A 20385-nucleotide genomic window follows, 5' to 3' on the forward strand; every position below is an offset into this window, starting at 1 on the left:
ACCGGTGACCACATTCTGATGAGTGCTGACGCTATCCAGCCCCCGCTGGACGGTCAACGTCTGCACTCATTGTGGAATCCGAGGCGGAGATGGTCCATTATGTGGACATGGATGCTCCGCTCGAGCCGCGCACCGGTACGCAGGTCGTCGCGCGCGTGGGTGCGGTGCTGCGGGCGGTGAGCGCCCACGCCCCCGCGCCGATCTCGACGAGCGACGTCGCGGCCGCGACCCGCCTCACGCGCCCGACAGCCCACCGCCTGCTGAGCGCGCTCGCCACCGAGGGCTTCCTCGATCGAGATGGTGCCGGTTGGGTCACGGGCCCCGAGCTCTACCTCATGGGCTCGATCGCCGCCGAGCGCTACGACATCGCCGAGCTCGCGCGCGAGCACGTGCGCGAGCTCGCGCGCCTCACGGGGGAGAGCGCGTTCCTCTCCGCGCGCCGCGGTGACGAGACGGTGTGCCTCCTGCGGGAGGAGGGCAGCTTCCCGATCCGCTCGTTCGTGCTGCACGAGGGCATCCGCTTCCCCCTCGGCGTCGCATCGGCGGGCCTCGCGATCCTCGCCTTCCTGCCCCAGGAGGAGCGCGATGAGTACCTCGACCGCGCTCGCCTCGAGGGAGAGTGGGGAGTCTCGCACGCCACCGCGCAGCTCCTCGAGCGTCTGGAGCGCACGCGCGCGACCGGGTACTCGGTGAATCCCGGCCTCCTGGTCGAGGGAAGCTGGGGCATGGGCGCGGCGGTGTTCGACGAGCGCGGCCGCCCCGCGTGGGCCCTCTCGCTCACGGGCATCGAGTCGGGGTTTCGCGACGACCGCCGCCGCGAGCTCGGTCGCGCGCTCCTGCAGCACGCGCACGCGCTCACGCAGCAGCTCTCCCGGGCGCCCGGCCGCTGAGCCTCCGCGGCCGCGCCTCGGCGCGCGCCCGTCTGGCACCCCGCGACCGCCCAGCGGCCTGCCTCTAGGCTGATGCGAATGGCCCACCTGCTGGGAGCCGAGCAGCTCCGCGTCGAATATCCCACCCGCGTCGTCCTCGAGGGGGTCACGGTGGGCATCGGCGACGGCGACCGCATCGGCGTGGTCGGGCGCAACGGCGACGGCAAGTCCACCCTGCTGCGCATCCTCGCCGGCCTCCAGGAGCCCGACGACGGTCGCGTCACGCGCCGCCGCGGCGTGACCCTCGGGATGCTCGACCAGACCGATGACCTGGGAACGGGTCGCACGGTCATCGACACCGTCGTGGGCGACCGCGACGAGCACGAGTGGGCGGGAGACGCCAACGTGCGCGACGTGCTCGCGGGGCTCATCGCCGACATCCCCGGCAGCACCCTGGTCGACGACCTGAGCGGTGGCCAGCGCCGCCGCGTCGCCCTCGCCGCCCTTCTCAGTCGGGAATGGGACATCGTCGTGCTCGACGAGCCCACCAACCACCTCGACATCGGCGGCGTCGCGTGGCTCGCCGAGCACCTCAAGCGCCGGTGGCCGCGGGGGCAGGGCGCCCTGCTCGTCGTGACGCACGACCGGTGGTTCCTCGACGAGATCAGCGAGAACACGTGGGAGGTGCACGACCGCATCGTGGAGCCTTTCGAGGGCGGCTATGCGGCATATGTGCTGCAGCGCATGGAGCGCGACCGTCAAGCGGCGACCATGGAGTCGAAGCGCCAGAACCTCATGAAGAAGGAGCTCGCCTGGCTGCGGCGCGGGGCGCCCGCCCGCACGGCCAAGCCGAAGTTCCGCATCGAGGCCGCGAACGCGCTCATCGCCGACGTGCCGCCGCTGCGCAACACCGTCGAGCTCGCGCAGATGGCCACTTCGCGCCTCGGCAAAGACGTCATCGACCTGCTCGACGTCGGCGTGAGCTACGGCGACACCGAGATCCTGCACGATGTCGAGTGGCGCATCGCGCCCGGCGAGCGCACGGGCATCCTCGGCATCAACGGCGCCGGCAAGTCCACACTGCTCAAGCTCATCGACGGCTCGCTCGAGCCCACCACCGGTCGCGTCAAGCGGGGAAAGACCGTCGTCGTCGCGACACTCGACCAGCAGCTCGGCGACCTGAGCGCCGTCGCCCACCAGCGTGTGAGCGCCGTCATCGCCGAGAAGCGCACGACATACGTCACGGGCGGCAAAGAGCTCACGCCGGGCCAGTTGCTCGAGCGCATGGGCTTCACCTCGGCCCAGCTCTCCACACCCGTGAAAGACCTCTCCGGTGGCCAGAAGCGCCGCCTCCAGCTGCTGCTGATCCTGCTCGACGAGCCCAACGTGCTCATCATGGACGAGCCCACCAACGACATGGACACCGACATGCTCGCGGCGATCGAGGACCTGCTCGACTCGTGGCCCGGCACGCTCGTCGTCGTGAGCCACGACCGGTACCTGCTCGAGCGCGTCACCGACAACCAGTACGCGATCCTGAACGGTCGGCTGCGGCACCTGCCGGGTGGGGTCGACGAGTATCTGCGCATCGCGGCGTCCGCCGCGGCGCCCACGGGCTCGCAGGATGCGGGGCGCGCGACCGTGGCCTCCGTCACGGAGGCGGGAGGAGCATCCGCGACCGCGGCCCCCGTCTCTCGCCTGTCGGGGGCGGAGAAGCGCAACGCCGAGAAGGAGCTCGCCGCCGCCGAGCGCAAGATCGCCAAGCTGCAGGGCCAGATCGACGCGCTGCACGTCCAGCTCGCCGAGCACGACCCCGCCGACTACGCCGGCATGGGCGCTCTGCACGAGCAAGTGCGCGGGCTCGAGTCGCAGCTCGCCACCGTCGAGACGCGCTGGCTCGAGCTCGGCGAGCTGCTCGCCTAGAGAACACTGCCCGGAGTGCCTGGCGACGCTCCGTGTAGGCTGGGAGCGACGCCGCAGTCTGCGTCACCTTCCCACACCCCCGGTTCGATCTGGACGCCGCTTGTGCCTGTGCGCCGCGGCCGCCGCTGAATCCGCAGGACTGCCTGCCGCGCGATGACGCGCTCCTGTCATGTCCTGTGCGCGCGATCCGCGCCCGATCGAAGGGTGACCTCCGTGTCCCTGCTGTCCAAGATTCCGTTCCGCCAGTCCCAGACGCTCGGCGCGCTGCGCAGCCCGCGCATCCTCACGCGCGAGGTGCTCGCGGGCCTCGTCGTCGCGATCGCGCTCATCCCCGAGGCGATCGCCTTCTCGATCATCGCGGGCGTCGACCCGCGCGTCGGGCTGTTCTCCTCGTTCGTCATGGCCGTCGCGATCGCCTTCCTCGGCGGTCGCCCCGCCATGATCACCGCCGCGACGGGAGCGATCGCGCTCGTGATCGCGCCGGTCGCGCGCGAGTACGGCACCGACTACTTCATCGCCACGGTGATTCTCGGCGGGCTCATCCAGGTGGTCATGGCGGCGACCGGCTTCGCCAAGATCATGCGCTTCATCCCGCGCTCGGTGATGGTCGGCTTCGTCAACGCGCTCGCGATCCTCATCTTCACCGCGCAGCTGCCCTACCTGTTCGATGTGCCGTGGCAGGTCTACCCGCTCGTCGCGGTCGGCCTCCTCATCATGATCGGGATGCCCCGCCTCACGACTGTCGTGCCGGCACCGCTCGTCGCGGTCGTCGTCGTGACGGTTCTCGTCGCGTGGATGTCGATCACGGTTCCGACTGTGGGCGACCAGGGCGACCTGCCCGAGAGCCTGCCCGAGCTGCTCTGGCCGGACGTGCCGCTGAACCTCGAGACGCTCGGCATCATCGGGCCATACGCGATCGCCCTCGCGGTCGTCGGGCTTCTCGAGTCGCTGCTGACGGCGAAGCTCGTCGACGACATCACCGACACCCCGTCGGGCAAGACCCGTGAGGCGTACGGCCAGGGCATCGCCAACGTGCTCAGCGGCTTCTTCGGCGGCATGGGCGGGTGCGCCATGATCGGCCAGACGATGATCAACGTGAAGGTCTCGCGAGCGCGCACACGCCTCTCGACGTTCTTCGCCGGCGTGTTCCTCCTCGTCCTGGTACTCGCCCTCGGCGATGTCGTCGCGGCGATCCCCATGGCTGCGCTCGTCGCCGTCATGGTCATGGTGGCCTTCGCGACGTTCGACTGGCACAGCGTGCAGCTGGGCACGCTGCGGCGCATGCCGAAGAGCGAGACCTCCGTCATGGTCACGACGGTCGTCGCGGTCGTCGTCACGCACAACCTCGCCATCGGGGTCGGTCTCGGTGTGGTCGTCGCCATGGCGCTCTTCGCCCGCCGGGTCGCCCACTTCGCGACCGTGGAGCGGCGCATCGTCGACGCGCTCGACGGAACGCAGTCGGCGCTGTACACGGTCGACGGGGAGCTGTTCTTCGCCTCGAGCAACGACCTCACGACGCAGTTCCACTACCGCGACGACCCCGAGTACGTCGTCATCGACCTCTCGCGCTCGCACATCTGGGACGCCTCGACGGTCGCCTCGCTCGACGCCATCACGACGAAGTACGAGCGCTACGGCAAGAGCGTCGAGATCATCGACATGAATGACGAGTCGTCAGCGCTGCACGGGCGCCTCGCCGGCCACCTCGGCGCCGGGCACTAGCGCGCCGAGAGGTGTCGAGTCGAGTGCTTCTGTCGAGTTGACGGTTCGCGACACTCCTGTTCGACAGAAGCGCACAACTCGACGCGGCTGATCAGCGGGTGAGGCCCATCTGCAGGTCGACGCGGTAGCCGTGCTTCGTGGCGGCGATCACGATCGGGATGCGCGGCTTGTCGCCGCGACCCTCCAGCCGGCGGATCGCCTCGTCGACCACACCCTCGAGCCCGCGTGGCACCGTGCCGACGACGCCGCTCACGCGGCGCCCGGCGAAGACGCGGATCTCGAGCGGAGCATCCACCTTCTCCTGCTCCAGCGAGCGGGCCGGTGTCGCGGTGGTGAGCGTCTCGGGGTCTTCGCCGCTCAGGGCGGTGAGCTCGTCCTGGTGGGCGTCGCTACCGGCGAGCCGCATCGTCGTCGACTTCTTGTTCGGCACGAGGTCGTAGTCGTAGTCGTCGAGCGAGCCGCTGCCGCGGTCGCTCTTGGGCAGATGCGCGTCGGCGCTGGAGGTGCGTCGCCAGAAGGGCATGCGCCGATGCTAGTGGGCGCCGCTGCGCTGCGTCTCGGGCTCGACGTGCGCGGCGGCGTCCGTGAGCGTGCCGGGCTCGCCGGGGTCGCCCGGCGTCTCGGCGACGACGATGACGGTGCGCGGGTAGAGCAGCACGGCGAGCCCGACGGCGATGGCTGCGCCGAGCAGTTGCGCGGCGATGAAGGGCGGGGCGCTCGCCGGGGCGATCCCTGCGAAGGTGTCTGACAGCATCCGCCCGATCGTGATGGCGGGGTTCGCGAAGCTCGTGGATGCCGTGAAGAAGTACGCCGAGCCGATGTAGGCGCCGACCGCGGGCGCCACCCAGTCGAGACGGTTCGAGCGCACGAGGGCGAGGATCACGAGCACGAGTCCCGCCGCGGCGACGACCTCCGCGAGAAGATTCGCTCCCGTCGCGCGCGCGGTCGTGCTGATCGTCACCGCGGGCAGGGCGAACATGGCGTTGCCGAGAATCGCGCCGGATGCGCACCCTGCGATCTGCGCGACGACGTACGCGGGGGCGTCCCGCCACCTCATGTCGCCCAGGGTCGCGATGGCGAGGGTCACGGCGGGGTTGAAGTGCGCCCCGCCGACGGGGCCGAAGACGAGGATGAGCACCGTGAGGCCCATCGCTGTCGCGAGTGCGTTGATGAGCAGCTGTACGCCGACGTCGGGCGTGAGGGTCGTCGCCATGATGCCGGAGCCGATGACGATCGCGGCGAGCAGAGCGCTGCCGAGGTATTCGGCGAGCAGGCGGCGGGGCAGCGGGGGAGTGGTCACGGGCTTAGACCGTCGCGAGGAGGTGGGCGACGGAGTCGAGCGAGCCGGGCACGAGCCGGAAGTACGCCCACGTGCCGCGCTTCTCGCGCTCGAGGTATCCGGAGTCGACGAGCACCTTGAGGTGGTGCGAGACGGTCGGCTGGCTGAGACCGAGCGGCTCGGTGAGGTCGCACACGCATGCCTCGGCGCCCTCGCTCGCGGCGACGATCGAGATGAGCCTCAATCGCGCCGGGTCGGCGAGGGCCTTGAGCGAACGGGCGAGGTCGTCGGCGTGGTCGGCGCTGATCGTCTCGCGCGTGAGGGGCGAGCAGCACGCCGTGGCGTCGATGACGGGCAGCAGTTCTCGTGTGGTCATGCGGGCATCCCCTCGTTCATCGTGCGTTCACCGTCGGGCTGTTCCATTGACAGTGGTCGATGCGATGAGCGTATCCTGGTCATCGACATTCATCAATACATCAGGTGCTGCCCCTCCGGGGTCGGCCCGCCCGCGCACCTACTCACTCACGAGGGAGCACCCGTGTCCGACACCCCCACCGTCCTGTTCGTCTGCGTCCACAACGCCGGCCGCTCGCAGATGGCCGCCGGCTACTTGCGCCACTTCGCCGGCGACCGCGTCGAGGTGCTCTCGGCCGGTTCGGAGCCCAAGGATCAGATCAACCCGACCGCGGTCGAGGCGATGGCGGAGGAGGGCATCGACATCGCGAACAACACGCCCAAGGTGCTCACGACGGAGGCCGTGCGCGACTCGGACGTCGTCATCACGATGGGCTGCGGCGACGCGTGCCCGATCTTCCCCGGCAAGCGCTACGAAGATTGGGAGCTCGAGGACCCTGCCGGGCAGGGCATCGAGTCGGTGCGCGTGATCCGCGACGACATCAAGGGCCGCATCCAGGCGCTCCTCGCGGAGCTCGTCCCCACCGCCTGAGCCCGACTGGCCCTACGATGTGAGGGTGACCGAGCCCCTCGATGCCATCGCGATCGCCGCCGAGGTCTTCGCGTGGCTCGCCCTCCCCGTGGGTCTCGTGCTTCTCGTGATCGGCATCGGCCGTCGCGCGTGGTCGAGCCGCTACACGACGGCGAAAGCTGTCGTCGCGACGGTGCGCGACCGCGATGCGAAGATCCGCTGGTTCGGGGAGGAGGGCGAGGTGCGCGAGAGCACGTCGCCGCTCACGGGTCAGATTCCTGCTGTCGGGGATGCCCGCACCGTGTGGGTGCACCCCTCGCGCCCGGACACGCCGCGCCTCGACGACCCCTCGCACGACGGGCGAGTGCTTCTGACTCTCGGCGGCATCCTCACCACCGTTGGGGCGATCGCGACGATCGTCGCGTTCCTGCTGCCCCTCATGGCGAGCGCGTAGGCACAGCTCAGGCAGGCATCTCGTCGAAGCCTGCACCGAGCGTGCGCAGCAGGTCGGCGAGCTGCGTCTGATCGGCGCGCGGCAGCCTCTCGAGCAGCTCGGTTTCGCTCTGCAGTAGCACGCCGATCGCGCGGTCGACGCGGCTGCGCCCCTCCGCCGACATCCTGACCCGGATGCTCCGCCCATCGTTGGGGTCGGTGCGACGCTCGACGAGCCCGCGCACGGTGAGCCGGTCGACCCGATTGGTCATGGTGCCGCTCGAGACGAGCGTCTGCTGCAGCAGAGCCTTGGGGCTGAGCTCGTAGGGTTCACCGGCGCGGCGCAGGGCGGAGAGCACGTCGAACTCCCACGATTCGAGCTCGGAGGCCGCGAAGGCGGCCCTGCGGGCGCGGTCGAGGTGCCGCGCGAGGCGGCTCACGCGCGAGAGCACCTGCAGCGGTTCGACGTCGAGGTCGGGGCGCTCGCGGCGCCACGCGTCGACGATGCGGTCGACCTCGTCCGGCTGCGTCATCCCCCCATTATCGAGGTGCGCGCCTCGGCGTCGCCCTTTCGAGTGCTCGCGCGCGCTCTGGCAGACTGGAGCCGTCCCTCTCTGGGGGCGCTTTCCGCCTTGGTGTAATGGCAGCACGACAGCCTTTGGAGCTGTTAGGTCCAGGTTCGAGTCCTGGGGGCGGAGCGATCCGAAGGATCGCTCCGGAGTGACGGTCAGTCGAGTCACGTCGTGAATGGGCGCCGACACGCTCGAGAACTTTGGCTGGCTAGGCACTCTCTAGTCCGCGAAGAAACGCTTGAGCCGACTGGCTCACGTCTACCCGCAGTTGCTCCGTCGGCGAATCGTCACCGGCCTGGTTGAGTTGGAGCACAACTGCGCCCACAATGCCGGACGCCGGGTCTGCGAGCTTGCTCACGGCTTCTACAACTATCTCCCTGACCGGCTCCACGTGCGGAGGTAGCCGAACCTCCGCAACGGCGGCCGCAGCGGCACGAGGCCCGCGCGGCGCGTACATGATCACGAAAGCGAGATCGTACGCGTCCTTGTCTTCGCCGCGCGACATCATCGCTGCAGACTTCGCGGCCAGGTAACCCCCCAAGCTGGCGAACTTCAAGCGCACGGCATCCGGCGCTCCCGGCAACTCTGCAAGTATCGCGGTCGGAACCCGGAGGTTGCGCTCGATAGGATCGTGCAACGCAGCCGCCGGCCCGCGAAAATTTTGGACCCTCGCCCTGGTCGCCCCCGGGAGCGCCATCGGTTGACCGGGGTGGTCGTAGACATCGCTGAGCAGATCGAGCCTTACTACGGAGTCACCGAGCACTCCGTTCCATTGCCACCCGTGGTCGCCTGACCTGGGATGGAACTGCGCAGCCTCGAGAGCCTGATCCAGCCACTCGAAGTCCTGATCATCGCGCTCAAAACTGAGACCCAACTCGAAGAGTAAATCCACGTCGGTCGTTCCCAGGTGCGGGTATGGCGAGTCGGGCGCCAAGAAGTCGGGGTTCAACCCGCCGATGACGACGAAGTCGGAAACGTGAGGTCCTGCAAGCAGGGCCAACCGCACGAGCACTTCTTCCGCCCGGTGACGGGTGGCTCTACTTCGCTCGTCAGAAGCCAATCGCGATCTCCCGAAGGTGTTCCGCAGCCTCTAGCGCCCGCCCGCCAGAACGCACCAGGTCCGCATAGACCCGTACCGGAGACGCGACGGGCAGCCCATCGATGTGTCGATCGAATTCGAAGGTGAAGCGCGGTGCGCTGCGAAGATGCACGCGTCCACCCCGATCGACGACCGTCATGTCGTCGTGGCGCGTTAGTCGCTCGATTGAGCTTTCGAAGTCCTTGTCGGGAACGTAGACAATCATGTCCGGCACAGATGTTGTGAACGGGGCAAGCGCAGAGGCACCAAGCCAGCCGGAGACTGCCCACGGTGTAGTTGTGAGACCTTGGGAAATGTAGCGTTGCCAATCGCGAGGTTCGCGCGAGAGCACGTGAAGTTCTGCACTCTCCTCGCTGTGGGTGGATCGCTTGTACCAGGCCGCCCAATCGCTCAACAGCCTCCCCCGCTGCGGAAGCTCTCGCCACGATGTCGGCCCTCTTTCTGGGCCGAACTTGGAGGTGTAGCCCTCGTTATCGAGCATGAGCAGGACCTTGGCAACCGAACTTGGCGAGATCCCTGTTGCTTCAGCGATCAACGAGATGCGGTCAATACTGCTCCACGGTGTGGGTGCTGGACTCACCGCGGATATCTGACGACTGAGGATGTACTCGACGACCCGCTTCGCGCTGGGTGACCAGTTCATTCCGGTCAGCATGCGGCGCGGGATCGGTTTCGGCTTCTGTCGGGATATGTATATGCCGCTATCTGGGGTGATCTCTGCGTGACCAGCGGCATCCGCCCACGAGAGCCGGTGTTCAGTGAGCAACTCGACTGCACCGGGGCTCATGCGGCGCGCGGTGACGACCATTGTTCCGCGCTGCTCCGGATTGCGCGCCTTATTGAGCAGTATTCGAACGTCGGCAGGGAACCCTTCACCGATCCATTCTGGATCGAGTCGGATCGTTGTGCCGTTGTAGCGGAGCTCGACATGGTTGATGCCGTCGACTGGCATCATGGCGGGCGGCACGACGTTCATGAGAACAGCGATGCCGGGGTTGTTTCCAGATTTCACAGTTTTCACTGTATCAAGAAACAACTCAGTTTTCTCGAAATAACTTCCAAGAAGCTGGAAGGGGAAACAAATCGGCACAGTACTCGAGGTCCGCTCCCGTGGGCGACGACCGCTGACACAATGACGACCGCTGACACAATGGGGCCATGACCGATTCGCGCCTCGCCGTCATCGTCCTCGCCGCCGGGCAGGGCACGCGCATGAAGTCGCGCACCCCGAAGGTGCTGCACCGGCTCGCCGGCGTGCCGCTCATCGGCCACGTTCTCGCGACGGCCCGCGCGCTCGACCCCGAGCACGTCGTCGCGGTAGTGCGTCACGAGCGCGACGTGGTCGCCGCGGCGATCGCCGACCTGGATGCCCACGCGATCATCGCCGATCAGGACGAGATCCCCGGCACCGGCCGAGCAGTCGAGGCGGGCCTCGCCGCGCTGCCCGCCGACTTCGAGGGCGACGTGCTCGTGGTCTCGGGCGATGTGCCGCTGCTCGACGCCGAGACGCTCGCCTCCCTGCTCGCGCGGCACCGGGGAGCCGAGGCCGCGGCGACCGTCCTGAGCGCGGTGCTCGACGACGCCACCGGGTACGGCCGCATCGTGCGCGATGTGGCGGGCACGCTCGACCGCATCGTCGAGCAGAAGGACGCGACCGAGGCGGAGCGGGCGCTCACCGAGATCAACTCGGGCACCTATGTGTTCCGCTCGGCGCCGCTGCGCGAGAAACTCGCCCTCGTCTCGACCGACAACGCGGCGCAGGAGAAATACCTCACCGACGTCATCGGCCTGCTGCGCGGGGACGAGCACCCCGTCGCCGCCTTGCCCGCTGGCCAGAGCTGGATCGTCGCGGGCGTCAACGACCGCGTGCAGCTCGCCGACGCGGGTCTGCGCCTCAACCAGATGATCGTGCGCGGCTGGCAGCTCGCCGGCGTCACCATCAGCGACCCCGCGAGCGTGTGGATCGACCGCACCGTGACCCTCGAGGAGGACTCCGAGATCCTCCCGGGCACGCAGCTGAAGGGCGCGACGACGATCGCGCGCGGCGCCGTCGTCGGCCCCGACACGACCCTCACCGACTGCGAGGTGGGGGAGGGTGCGCGCGTGAGCCGCACCGACGGCACCCTCGCCGTCATCGGAGCGGGCGCATCCGTCGGGCCCTTCGCCTACCTGCGACCCGGCACTCGGCTCGCCGCGGACGGCAAGATCGGCACCTTCGTCGAGACGAAGAACGCCGTCATCGGGCTCGGCAGCAAGGTGCCGCACTTGAGCTACATCGGCGACACGACGGTGGGAGAGGGCTCCAACATCGGGGCCGGCACCATCACGGCCAACTACGACGGTGTGAAGAAGCACCGCACCGAGGTCGGCTCGCACGTGCGCAGCGGCTCGCACAACGTGTTCGTCGCCCCCGTTAGGATTGGGGACGGAGCGTACACGGGAGCAGGAACGGTGGTCCGCAAGGATGTTCCGGCCGGCGCCCTCGCGGTGAACCACGCACCTCAGCGCACTGTTCCACGATGGGTGGCGGCGAATCGCCCGGGGACGGCTGCGGCGGAGGCGGCAGCGGCCGCATCCGAGACCGATGGGGACCGGAGCACCGAGTAGGCGACCAGAACACGACAAGTCGCACAACGCGGCGGAAGGCGGGCAGTAGTGGCCAGCATCAAGATCACCGGCCAGAAGAGACTCGTCATCGTGTCGGGGCGATCCCACCCCGAGCTCGCCGCGCAGGTTGCCGAATACCTGCAGACCGACGTCGTGCACACCGACGCCCGCACCTTCGCCAACGGTGAGATCTACGCCCGCTACGACGAGAGCGTGCGCGGCTGCGACGCCTTCGTGCTGCAGTCGCACGCGAAGCCCATCAACGAGGCGCTCATGGAGCAGCTCGTCATGGTCGACGCCCTCAAGCGGGCCAGCGCCAAGCGCATCACGGTCGTCGCGCCCTTCTACCCCTACTCGCGTCAAGACAAGAAGGGCAGAGGTCGCGAGCCCATCAGCGCGCGACTGGTTGCTGACCTGTTCAAGGCCGCCGGCGCCGACCGCATCATGAGCGTCGACCTCCACGCCGCTCAGATTCAAGGCTTCTTCGATGGCCCCGTCGACCACCTCTTCGCGATGCCCGTGCTGCTCGAGCACTTCCGCGCCCAGCTCGACCCGGCGACGCTCACCGTCGTCTCGCCCGACATGGGGCGCGTGCGCGTCGCCGACATCTGGAGCCAGAAGCTGGATGCTCCACTCGCGATCATCCACAAGCGGCGCGACCCGATGGTGCACAACCAGGTGACCGTGCACGAGATCGTCGGCGAGGTGGAGGGCCGCGTGTGCCTGCTCGTCGACGACATGATCGACACCGGTCGCACGATCGTCAAGGCCGCGGAGGCGCTCAAGAAGTCGGGCGCCACGGGCGTCGTCGTCGCCGCGACTCACGCGATCTTCAGCGACCCGGCCTTCGAGATCCTCCAGGATGAGTCGATCGACCAGGTCGTCGTGACCGACACGCTGCCCGTGCCGGCCGACAAGCGCTGGGATCGCCTCACGGTGCTGCCCATCGCGCCTCTGCTCGCGCGCGCCATCCACGAGGTGTTCGACGACGGGTCGGTCACCTCGATGTTCGACGGCGCCGCCTAACCTGCTGCGGCACCTCAGCTTGGTACAACTGTGCCCGTGGGTGGCAACTGTGCCGCCTACAGCGAGCACAGTTGCCACTACGTGGCACACTCGTGCGCCGGAGACAGCTAGAGCGCGAGCAGCTCTCGGATGCACGCCTCGAAGACCTCGTGGTGAGCATCCACGTCGGCCCGCGTCGTCATGGGCGCCATGAGCGCCATGTTGTGGAACGGCGTCAGCATGATGCCGCGGTTGGCGAGGTAGAGGTGGATGACGTCTTCGAGCTCGCCGTCGGCGGCCTCGGCCGCGAGCGTGCCGTTGATCGGGTACGGCCTGGCGAAGCGGTACTCGGCGCGCGCCCCGAGCTGGTTGATCGCCCACGGCAGCTCGTACCGGTCGAACAGCTCGTTGACCCCGTCGGTGAAGTACGTCGCCGTGTCGATCATGTGCGCGAAGGCCTCGTCGGTCAGCACGTGCTCGAGCGTCGCGCGCATCGCCGCGACCGAGACCGGGTTGCCCGCGAGGGTGCCGCCGACGCCTCCCATGTCGACGAGGTCGAGGTCGTCGCGCGCGAGCGCGCGCTCGGCGAACTCGGCTGAGAGGCCGTAGGCCCCGGTCGGGATGCCCCCGCCGATCGACTTGCCGATGACGACCAGGTCGGGCTCGAGGTTGTACGCCGTCGTCATGCCACCGGGCCCGGCCGAGAACGTGTGGGTCTCATCGATGATGAGCAGCGCGTCGTACTGGCGGGTCAGCTCGCGCACGCCTTCGAGGTAGCCCGGCTCGGGCAGGACGATGCCGATGTTGGTCAGGGCAGGCTCGATGAGCACCGCGGCGACGTCGCCGTGCGCGAGGGCGCGCTCGAGGCCCGGCAGGTCGTTGTACTCGGCGGCGCGCGACGTCTCCGTGACGTCGACCGGGGCGCCCACGTTGCCGGGGCGCGCCATGCTCTCGCCGTCGGGCCCGACGACGACGAGCGACTCGTCGACCGATCCGTGGTAGCAGTACGAGTGGAAGAGGATCTTCGGCTTTCCGGTGATCGCGCGCACGAGTCGAATCGCCCAGCGATTCGCATCCGTCGCCGTCAGCGAGAACGACCAGCGGTCCATGCGGAATCGGCGGGACAGCTCGGCGCCGACCCACTCGGCGTCCTCCGTCGGCAGCATCGTCACGAGGCCGCCGAGCTCGTCGATGCGGCGGGTGACGGCCTCGACGACGGCGGGGTTCGAGTGCCCGGCCATCGAGCCGGTGTCGCCGAGGGCGAAGTCGATGTACTCGTGCCCGTCGATGTCCCACACGCGATTGCCCTGGGCGCGATCGAGGTAGATCGGGAAGGCGCCCGACTTCTTGTTCATCCAGGTCATGGGCACCCGTCCGAAGAGGTGCTCGGCGCCCTCGTAGGCGGCGCGCGAGCGGGGCCGTGCCGCGGCGAAGGCGGCCTGCTCGCGCTCGGCGAGTTCGGTGAGTCGGGTGCGATCGATGACGGTCATGCGCTCATTCTGTCCCGGACTGGCGGCGAGTGCGCAGTGCGCACTCGTGCGGCGGCGCCGAGAGCCTGTGCATCTCCTGGGCGCCCTCCTGGGCGCGTTACCGAGAGCCGAGTAGCGTGGCGGAGATGATCCAGTTCATCGTCATCCTTCTCGTCATTTGGCTGGTGCTGTCGATTCTCGGCTTCGTCATCGAGGGCCTCTTCTGGCTCGCCGTCGTCGGCATCGTGCTCTTCCTCGCCACCGGCATCTTCGGCTGGCTCAAGCGCAAGACCACATCGTGAGTCAGCCGGTCTGAACCGCCCAGACTCGGCTCGGCCTGTGCCGAGCGCGAGCGTCAGACGCGTGTCGTGGGCACGAGGCGGGGCGGGCCCGGGATGAGCCCGAGCAGCGCGACGCGCACCTCCCCGGTGGGGGCGACGGCGTAGCAGTTCCAGCCGAGCGTGTCGGGAGAGCCGAGCTCGAAGGCGACGCGCGAGGGCGTGCGCTCGTTGGCGTAGTAGTCGACCGCGATGCGGCACGACCTCTCGGCAGTGGACTGCGCGATCGCCCATGATGTGAGCGCGCCGGGTACGACCATGGCGATCATGGTGATGAGGGCGACGATGCGCATGATCCGGCGGCGGCGCTCCCACGGGGTGGTCGCCTCGTCGTCGGAGGCGTCGTAGGGCTCCCAGTCGTCGAGCTCGCGGGGGTTCTCGTCATCGGCCATCTCCTCCAGTCTCGCACCCGCCGCTCCGGACCCTGTGCGCGCCGATAGTCTGGCGTCCATGAGCCCGAGCGTGCCCACGTCGTCGCCCGGGGGGCTCGTTCGCAGCCTCGGCGTCGTCGGGGCGGTGGGCATCGGGCTCGCGTCGATGATCGGTGCTGGGGCGTTCTTCGTGTGGGCGCCGGCGTCGGCGGCTGCCGGCGCGGGCGGTCTGCTCGTGGCGCTGCTCGTCGCCGCGGTCGTCGCGACGCTCAACGCGTTCAGCACGACGCAGCTCGCTATGGCGCACCCGGTGTCGGGCGGGGCGTACGCGTTCGGGCGCCGCTGGGTGGGCCCGTGGTGGGGCTTCACCGCGGGGTGGCTGTTCGTGACCGGCAAGACGGCGTCGGCCGCCGCGATCGCGTCGGTCGCCGCCGCGTACGTGTGGCCGGAGGCCCGTACGCCGCTCGCCGTCGGCCTCATCGTCGTGTTCGCCGCGCTCAACATGACGGGAGTGCGCACGACGGCCCGTGTGTCGTTGGTCATCGTCTCGGTCGTGCTCACGGGTCTGATCGGGATGCTCGTCGCGGCCTTCGCCGCCCCCCAGCCGGGCGGCCCCGAGCTCGACCTCACGCTCGCCACTCCGTACGACGTCGTGCAGGCCGCCGCGCTCCTGTTCTTCGCCTTCGCGGGCTACGCGCGCATGGCGACACTGGGGGAGGAGGTGCGCGATCCTCGGCGCACGCTGCCGCGCGCGATTCTTCTCGCCCTCGCCGTCGTCCTCGCCCTCTACGCGATCATCGCGATCACGCTCACGAGTCGACTGTCGTCTGGTGCTCTCGCCGCGAGCGCCTCCCCGCTGGCGGAGCTTCTCGACCCCGCGTGGCGCCCGCTCGTCGCGGTGCTCGCGGGTGTCGCGTGCCTGGGCTCCCTCATGGCGATCCTCGCGGGGCTCAGCCGCACGTCGCTCGCGATGGCGCGCGAGCGCGACCTGCCCGGCGTGCTCGCCCACGTGTCGCCGCGCACCCACGCTCCGGTCGTCGCGGAGGGGGTGATCGCTGCGGTCGCGATCGTGATCGTGCTGCTGCTCGAGCCGGCGCAGCTCGTGGCGGCCTCGAGTGCGGCGGTGCTGCTCTACTACGCGATCGCGCACCTCGCGGCTCTGCGTCAGGAGGCGCAGTACCGCTGGCAGCCGCGCGCCGTCGCGGTGGCGGGCCTGCTCGGCTGCGTGCTGCTCGTCGCCGCGCTGCCGTGGGGCTCGCTGCTCGGCACGGCCGTGCTGCTGGCGGCAGGGCTACTCGTGCGGGTGCTCGCCGTCCGCGGCGGCGCAGCACCGTCGCGTCGAACCCCGGAGGACACATGACCGAGACACCCGCCGTCGCCGTGACGGGCACGCCGACCCTGGGCGGCGCGTACCCGGTCAGCGTGTTCGCAGCGCAAGCCGTCGGCGCGGTCGGCCTCGCGCTCGCGAGGCTCGCCGAAGGGTCGGGCCATCCTGCCGTCGAGGAGTCCGCGCATGCGGAGGGGGCGAGCGGCTCGGTCGTGGTCCACGGACCTCTCGCTGACGCCTGGTTCTCCGCGGCGGTGCGACCGGTTCAGCCGCTTGCCTCGCCGTGGGACGCGATCGCGGGCGACTACCGCACGGCCGACGGCTGGATCCGACTGCACACGAACGCTCCCCACCATCGGGCGGTCGCCCTGCGCGTGCTCGGAGTGCCGGAGCCGGCCGACCGCGCGGCGGTCGCCGCGGCGGTCGAGCGGTGGACCGGCGACGTGCTCGAGACGGAGGTCGTGATCGCCGGCGGATGCGCCGCGGTCATGCGGTCCGTCGAGCAGTGGTCGCGGCATCCTCAGGGCATCGCGGTGGCCGCGGAGCCTCTCGTCGCGGTGGACGTGCGCGAGGCGGGTCGACCGCTCCCCGCGGGGGTGGCGGAGCGGCCCCTCGCCGGCGTGCGGGTGCTCGACTTGACGCGTGTGCTCGCCGGGCCTGTGGCGACGCGCGTGCTCGCCTTGTTGGGGGCCGATGTTCTGCGCGTGGATCCGCCGAGCTGGAATGAGCCGTCGGTGGCGCCGGACATGACGCTCGGCAAGCGGTGCACGCGCCTCGACACCGACGACGTGGAGGATCGCGCGGAGCTGCTGGCCCTGCTCGCGGAGGCCGACGTTCTCGTGCACGGCTATCGCCCGGGGGCCCTCGACTCGATGGGGCTCGATGCCGCGACGCTGCGGCGCGTGCGACCCGGACTCGTGGAGGTGCAGATCGACGCGTACGGGTATTCGGGCCCGTGGGCAGGGCGGCGCGGCTTCGACAGCCTCGTGCAGATGTCCTCGGGCATCGCGCACCGGGGGATGCTGCAGGCTGCCGCCGAGACACCGTTGCCCCTTCCTGTGCAGGCGCTCGATCACGCCACGGGCTGGTTCGCGGCGGCGGCCGCTCTGCGCGCTGTCGCGCGTGCCCGCCACACCGGTGCGGGGTCGCTGAGTCGCCTGTCGCTGGCGCGCACCGCGCTCGAGCTGGAGTCGCTGCGCGATGCCATGCTCACCTCGCAGGGCCCCTCGACCGATGCAACCGCCTTTGCGACGTCGCCCGCGCCGCCGACGCTGCCGGGTCGCACGATCGAGACGTTCTGGGGCGAGGCTCTCGTGCTGGACCCGCCGCTGAGCGTCGCGGGCGTGCGCATCGAGACTTTCGTGGCGCCCCGACCGCTCGGGTCGGACGAGCCAGAGTGGCAGTCCGACCTCGACGAGGCCCCGCCCGCGCGCCGCACGGGCCCCACGGGCCCCGCGGCTGGTTCGCCGGGGCGGGCCGTGGCGGCGCTGGGCGCTGGTCGCACGCTCGTGTGGGCGTTCCTGAGCGCGGCGCTCGTGTGGGGCCTGCAGGGAGCCGTCGGGCTGCTCGGCTCCCTGGCCCTGGGCGGCGCGCCCCAGCTGTACTTCTGGACGCAGCTGGAGTGGCTCGCGGGCGCCGCCGCGCAGGCCGCGGGTCTCGCCGGCGCCTGGTACGCCGCCTCGCGCGTCGTGACCGTGGCGCCCGCGGTGGCGATCACGACGCTCGCGGGCTATGCCGCGAGCGTTCTCGTGACGGGTGCCGCTGGGGCGCTGCGCGTGGGAGAGCCGATCGCGGGGGAGTCTTTCGCGACGGTGCTCGTCGTGTCGCTCTCGACGGGCGCCGCTCTCATCGCGTTTCTCGTGCCCGGCCTGCTCCTCTTCACCCGCTGGTTCGTGGGTCGCGTGAGCGGAGATCAGTCCCTCGCCCGAGCGAAGTACTCCCGCAGCTGAAGGTCCTCAGTGCGTGTCGGCGGCGCTGATCTCGGCGCGGTCGCCGCTCCACAGCGTGTGGAAGGTGCCGTCCTTGTCGACGCGCTGGTACGTGTGCGCTCCGAAGAAGTCGCGCTGCCCTTGCACGAGGGCGGCGGGCAGGCGGTCGGCGCGCAGGCCGTCGTAGTAGGAGAGCGAGGAGGCGAAGGCGGGGGTGGGGATGCCGGCGAGCGCGGCGCCCGCGACGACGCGTCGCCACGACGGAAGCGCACCCGAGACGGCGTCGGCGAAGTACGGTGCCGTGACGAGGGCCACGAGGTCGGGCTGCTCGGCGTAGGCGTCGGTGATGCGGTTGAGGAAGCGCGCGCGGATGATGCAGCCGGCCCGCCAGATCTTGGCGATGTCGCCCTTCTCGATGCTCCAGCCGTACTCTTCGGCGCCCGCGACGATGGCGTCGAACCCCTGGCTGTACGCGACGATCTTGGAGGCGAAGAGCGCGCGCCGAACGTCCTCGATGAAGGCGTCCCGGTCGGTGACCCGCCACTCCTCGGCGCCGGAGGGCATGCCGGCGGCGGCGGCGCGCTGCGCGGGCTTGGAGGAGAGTGAGCGGGCGAAGACGGCTTCGGCGATGCCGCTCACGGGCACGCCGAGGTCGAGGGCGCTCTTGACGGTCCACGCACCGGTGCCCTTCGCGCCGGCCTGATCGAGGATGACGTCGACGAGGGGCTTGCCGGTCTCGGCATCCACCTGGCGCAGCACCTCGGCGGTGATCTCGATGAGGTAGCTCTCGAGCTCGCCGGTGTTCCACTCGGCGAAGATGTCGGCGATTTCGGCGGGGTCGAGCTCGCCGACGCGGCGCAGCAGGTCGTAGCCTTCGGCGATGAGCTGCATGTCGGCATACTCGATGCCGTTGTGGATCATCTTGACGAAGTGGCCGGCGCCGTCGGTGCCGACGTGGGTGACGCAGGGCTCGCCCTCGGCCACGGCCGCGATCGATTCGAGGATGGGCTTGAGCGTGACCCATGCCTCGGCGGAGCCGCCCGGCATGATCGAGGGCCCCAGCAGGGCGCCTTCCTCGCCGCCGGAGATGCCGGCGCCCACGAAGTTGATGCCCGTCTCGCGCACGGCCTTCTCACGGCGGATCGTGTCGGTGAAGAGAGCGTTGCCGCCGTCGACGATGATGTCGCCCGGCTCGAACACCTCGGTGAGCGCGTCGATGACGGCGTCTGTGCCGCGGCCGGCCTGCACCATGATGATGGCGGTGCGGGGCTTCTGCAGGGCGGCGGCGAACTCGGCGTAGTCCTGCGTGGCGACGAAACCGGCTTCGGGGTGCTCGGAGAGGAGAGTCTCCGTCTTCTCGTAGGAGCGGTTGTACACGGCGACCGTGTTGCCGTCGCGGCTGGCGAGGTTGCGGGCCAGGTTCGACCCCATGACGGCGAGTCCGACGACTCCGATGTTGGCGGTGGGCTGGGTCACGGGGAACTCCTGCGGGTGTGGGGCGGATGAGATGCACGGGGGTGCGGGACGCGGTCGCACGGCTCTTCCCAGCCTAGAGCCTCCTCTCTCGCGAGTCCCTCGCGCCGTGAGCGGGCGCCCAGGATTCTGCGGTGCGACGGGTACCCTGACCCCATGACCTCCGCCGAGCCCGTCGTTGTGACCGCGTACTTCCGCCCGCTGCCCGAGAGCCGCGGTGCCGTGCTCGACGCTCTGCGCGAGGCGATCCCGCTCGTGCACGACGAGCCGGGGTGCGAGCTCTACGCGATCCACGATGCTCCCGATGGCAGCATCGTCATGCTCGAGAAGTGGTCGAGCGCGGCCGAGCTCGACGCGCACGGCGCGGGCGCCCCGGTCGCGGCCCTCGTCGCCGCACTCGACGGTCATCTGGCGGAGCCGGTCGAGGTCACGCGCCTCGCTCCCCTGCCCGTCGGCGATGCTCGCCGGGGTGCGCTCTGAGCGGCACCCTCTCGCTCGTCCTCATGGGCGTCTCGGGGGCAGGCAAGACGACCGTGGGCCTCGAGGCGGCCGCGCTCGCGGGCGTGCGGTTCCTCGATGCCGACGACCTGCACAGCCCGGCTAACGTCGAGAAGATGCGGTCGGGCATCCCTCTCACCGATGAGGACCGCGCCCCCTGGCTGGACGCCGTCGCCGCATCCCTGCGCGACGACGCGCCCTGCATCATGGCGTGCAGCGCCCTGCGCCGGTCGTATCGCGATCGACTGCGGCAGGATGCTCCGCTCACGGCCTTCGTCCTGCTGCGGGCGACACGCGAACTGCTCTCCGAGCGCCTCGCGGGGCGCACTGGCCACTTCATGACCGAGCAGCTGCTCGACTCGCAGCTCGCGACGCTCGACGACCCGGAGGATGACGAGGTCGTCATCGAGGTCGACGCCGCGCGCAGCGTCGAGTCTCTCGCCGAGGAGATCGCGGCGGTGTTCGACCGCCCTGTGCTCGGGTAGACTGACGGGCGGACTTCGGCGAGGGAGCGTGCTACACGCTCCGTGATCGACGCGGTGGGCAAG

General features: G+C 69.9%; 21 protein-coding genes and 1 tRNA gene. 13 read left to right on the forward strand and 9 right to left on the reverse strand.

From position 1 onward, the window contains the following. Window positions 1–107: 107 nt before the first annotated feature. The 3 genes from HUJ41_RS02505 (at window position 108) to HUJ41_RS02515 (ending at window position 4514) form a co-directional block, all read left to right on the forward strand. Window positions 108–890 (forward strand): IclR family transcriptional regulator, encoded by a 783-nt coding sequence (locus tag HUJ41_RS02505; RefSeq protein WP_179873218.1) that lies wholly within the window; start codon window positions 108–110, stop codon window positions 888–890. A 78-nt stretch (window positions 891–968) separates the two neighbouring features. Further along, window positions 969–2792: an ABC-F family ATP-binding cassette domain-containing protein gene (locus HUJ41_RS02510; protein ID WP_179873219.1), complete on the forward strand. Its 1824-nt coding sequence runs from the start codon at window positions 969–971 to the stop codon at window positions 2790–2792. A 153-nt stretch (window positions 2793–2945) separates the two neighbouring features. Next, window positions 2946–4514: a SulP family inorganic anion transporter gene (locus HUJ41_RS02515; RefSeq protein ID WP_179873220.1), complete on the forward strand. Its 1569-nt coding sequence runs from the start codon at window positions 2946–2948 to the stop codon at window positions 4512–4514. Between the two features lie 91 nt (window positions 4515–4605). On the opposite strand, the gene HUJ41_RS02520 is transcribed toward HUJ41_RS02515, so the two are convergent. The 3 genes from HUJ41_RS02520 to HUJ41_RS02530 are packed head-to-tail and all read right to left on the reverse strand — an operon-like array spanning window position 4606 to window position 6169. Then, window positions 4606–5037, reverse strand: coding sequence for a hypothetical protein (locus HUJ41_RS02520; protein WP_179873221.1), 432 nt, complete (start codon window positions 5035–5037; stop codon window positions 4606–4608). A 9-nt stretch (window positions 5038–5046) separates the two neighbouring features. Further along, window positions 5047–5814, reverse strand: a complete 768-nt coding sequence (locus tag HUJ41_RS02525) for an MIP/aquaporin family protein (protein WP_179873222.1) — start codon at window positions 5812–5814, stop codon at window positions 5047–5049. A 4-nt stretch (window positions 5815–5818) separates the two neighbouring features. Then, complete coding sequence (locus tag HUJ41_RS02530; RefSeq protein WP_179873223.1) at window positions 5819–6169, reverse strand: ArsR/SmtB family transcription factor; 351 nt, start codon at window positions 6167–6169, stop codon at window positions 5819–5821. A gap of 162 nt (window positions 6170–6331) precedes the next feature. Here HUJ41_RS02530 and HUJ41_RS02535 point away from each other — a divergent pair, with 162 nt between their 5' ends. Continuing rightward, a complete protein-coding gene (locus HUJ41_RS02535) occupies window positions 6332–6739 on the forward strand; it encodes an arsenate reductase ArsC (RefSeq protein ID WP_179873224.1) in 408 nt (135 codons plus the stop codon). 25 nt (window positions 6740–6764) lie between these two features. After that, complete coding sequence (locus tag HUJ41_RS02540) at window positions 6765–7172, forward strand: DUF3592 domain-containing protein (protein ID WP_179873225.1); 408 nt, start codon at window positions 6765–6767, stop codon at window positions 7170–7172. A 7-nt stretch (window positions 7173–7179) separates the two neighbouring features. Here HUJ41_RS02540 and HUJ41_RS02545 read toward each other — a convergent pair whose 3' ends face one another. Then, the gene (locus HUJ41_RS02545) at window positions 7180–7683 is read right to left on the reverse strand and encodes a MarR family winged helix-turn-helix transcriptional regulator (protein WP_179873226.1); all 504 of its coding nucleotides are present in this window, start codon (window positions 7681–7683) and stop codon (window positions 7180–7182) included. Between the two features lie 93 nt (window positions 7684–7776). On the opposite strand from HUJ41_RS02545, the gene HUJ41_RS02550 reads away from it, so the two are divergent. After that, window positions 7777–7848, forward strand: a tRNA-Gln gene (locus HUJ41_RS02550). Window positions 7849–7930: 82 nt separating this feature from the next. Here HUJ41_RS02550 and HUJ41_RS02555 read toward each other — a convergent pair. Together HUJ41_RS02555 and HUJ41_RS02560 are read right to left on the reverse strand one after the other, a co-directional pair. After that, a complete protein-coding gene (locus HUJ41_RS02555) occupies window positions 7931–8728 on the reverse strand; it encodes a hypothetical protein (RefSeq protein ID WP_179873227.1) in 798 nt (265 codons plus the stop codon). Between the two features lie 43 nt (window positions 8729–8771). Continuing rightward, window positions 8772–9833 (reverse strand): type IV toxin-antitoxin system AbiEi family antitoxin, encoded by a 1062-nt coding sequence (locus tag HUJ41_RS02560; RefSeq protein ID WP_179873228.1) that lies wholly within the window; start codon window positions 9831–9833, stop codon window positions 8772–8774. Between the two features lie 146 nt (window positions 9834–9979). On the opposite strand from HUJ41_RS02560, the gene glmU reads away from it, so the two are divergent. Beyond that, on the forward strand, window positions 9980–11428 hold the full coding sequence (gene glmU, locus HUJ41_RS02565) for a bifunctional UDP-N-acetylglucosamine diphosphorylase/glucosamine-1-phosphate N-acetyltransferase GlmU (protein WP_179873229.1): 1449 nt from the start codon (window positions 9980–9982) through the stop codon (window positions 11426–11428). 48 nt (window positions 11429–11476) lie between these two features. After that, window positions 11477–12454, forward strand: a complete 978-nt coding sequence (locus tag HUJ41_RS02570) for a ribose-phosphate diphosphokinase (RefSeq protein ID WP_152582129.1) — start codon at window positions 11477–11479, stop codon at window positions 12452–12454. Between the two features lie 107 nt (window positions 12455–12561). Here the strand turns inward: HUJ41_RS02570 and HUJ41_RS02575 are convergent, their stop codons facing one another. Then, window positions 12562–13923 (reverse strand): transaminase, encoded by a 1362-nt coding sequence (locus HUJ41_RS02575; RefSeq protein WP_179873230.1) that lies wholly within the window; start codon window positions 13921–13923, stop codon window positions 12562–12564. A 125-nt stretch (window positions 13924–14048) separates the two neighbouring features. Between HUJ41_RS02575 and HUJ41_RS02580 the strand changes: the two genes are divergently transcribed. After that, window positions 14049–14204 carry a hypothetical protein gene (locus HUJ41_RS02580; RefSeq protein WP_179873231.1) on the forward strand — a complete coding sequence of 52 codons (156 nt, stop codon included), beginning with the start codon at window positions 14049–14051 and terminating at the stop codon, window positions 14202–14204. A gap of 53 nt (window positions 14205–14257) precedes the next feature. On the opposite strand, the gene HUJ41_RS02585 is transcribed toward HUJ41_RS02580, so the two are convergent. After that, entirely contained in the window at window positions 14258–14632 is a 375-nt protein-coding gene (locus tag HUJ41_RS02585; protein ID WP_179873232.1) for a hypothetical protein, read from the reverse strand. A gap of 58 nt (window positions 14633–14690) precedes the next feature. Here HUJ41_RS02585 and HUJ41_RS02590 point away from each other — a divergent pair, with 58 nt between their 5' ends. After that, window positions 14691–15971: an APC family permease gene (locus tag HUJ41_RS02590; protein WP_179873233.1), complete on the forward strand. Its 1281-nt coding sequence runs from the start codon at window positions 14691–14693 to the stop codon at window positions 15969–15971. Then, complete coding sequence (locus tag HUJ41_RS02595) at window positions 15968–17887, forward strand: CoA transferase (protein ID WP_179873234.1); 1920 nt, start codon at window positions 15968–15970, stop codon at window positions 17885–17887. Before HUJ41_RS02590 ends, HUJ41_RS02595 begins: the two co-directional genes overlap by 4 nt. A 6-nt stretch (window positions 17888–17893) precedes the next feature. Here HUJ41_RS02595 and gndA read toward each other — a convergent pair whose 3' ends face one another. Next, window positions 17894–19342 (reverse strand): NADP-dependent phosphogluconate dehydrogenase, encoded by a 1449-nt coding sequence (gene gndA / locus HUJ41_RS02600; RefSeq protein ID WP_179873235.1) that lies wholly within the window; start codon window positions 19340–19342, stop codon window positions 17894–17896. A gap of 153 nt (window positions 19343–19495) precedes the next feature. Between gndA and HUJ41_RS02605 the strand changes: the two genes are divergently transcribed. After that, entirely contained in the window at window positions 19496–19819 is a 324-nt protein-coding gene (locus HUJ41_RS02605; RefSeq protein WP_179873236.1) for a putative quinol monooxygenase, read from the forward strand. Window positions 19820–19842: 23 nt separating this feature from the next. Continuing rightward, window positions 19843–20322, forward strand: a complete 480-nt coding sequence (locus tag HUJ41_RS02610) for a gluconokinase (RefSeq protein ID WP_179873237.1) — start codon at window positions 19843–19845, stop codon at window positions 20320–20322. Window positions 20323–20385 lie beyond the last annotated feature (63 nt).

This window comes from Microcella indica (genome assembly GCF_013414345.1).
Taxonomy (GTDB): Bacteria; Actinomycetota; Actinomycetes; order Actinomycetales; family Microbacteriaceae; genus Microcella; species Microcella indica.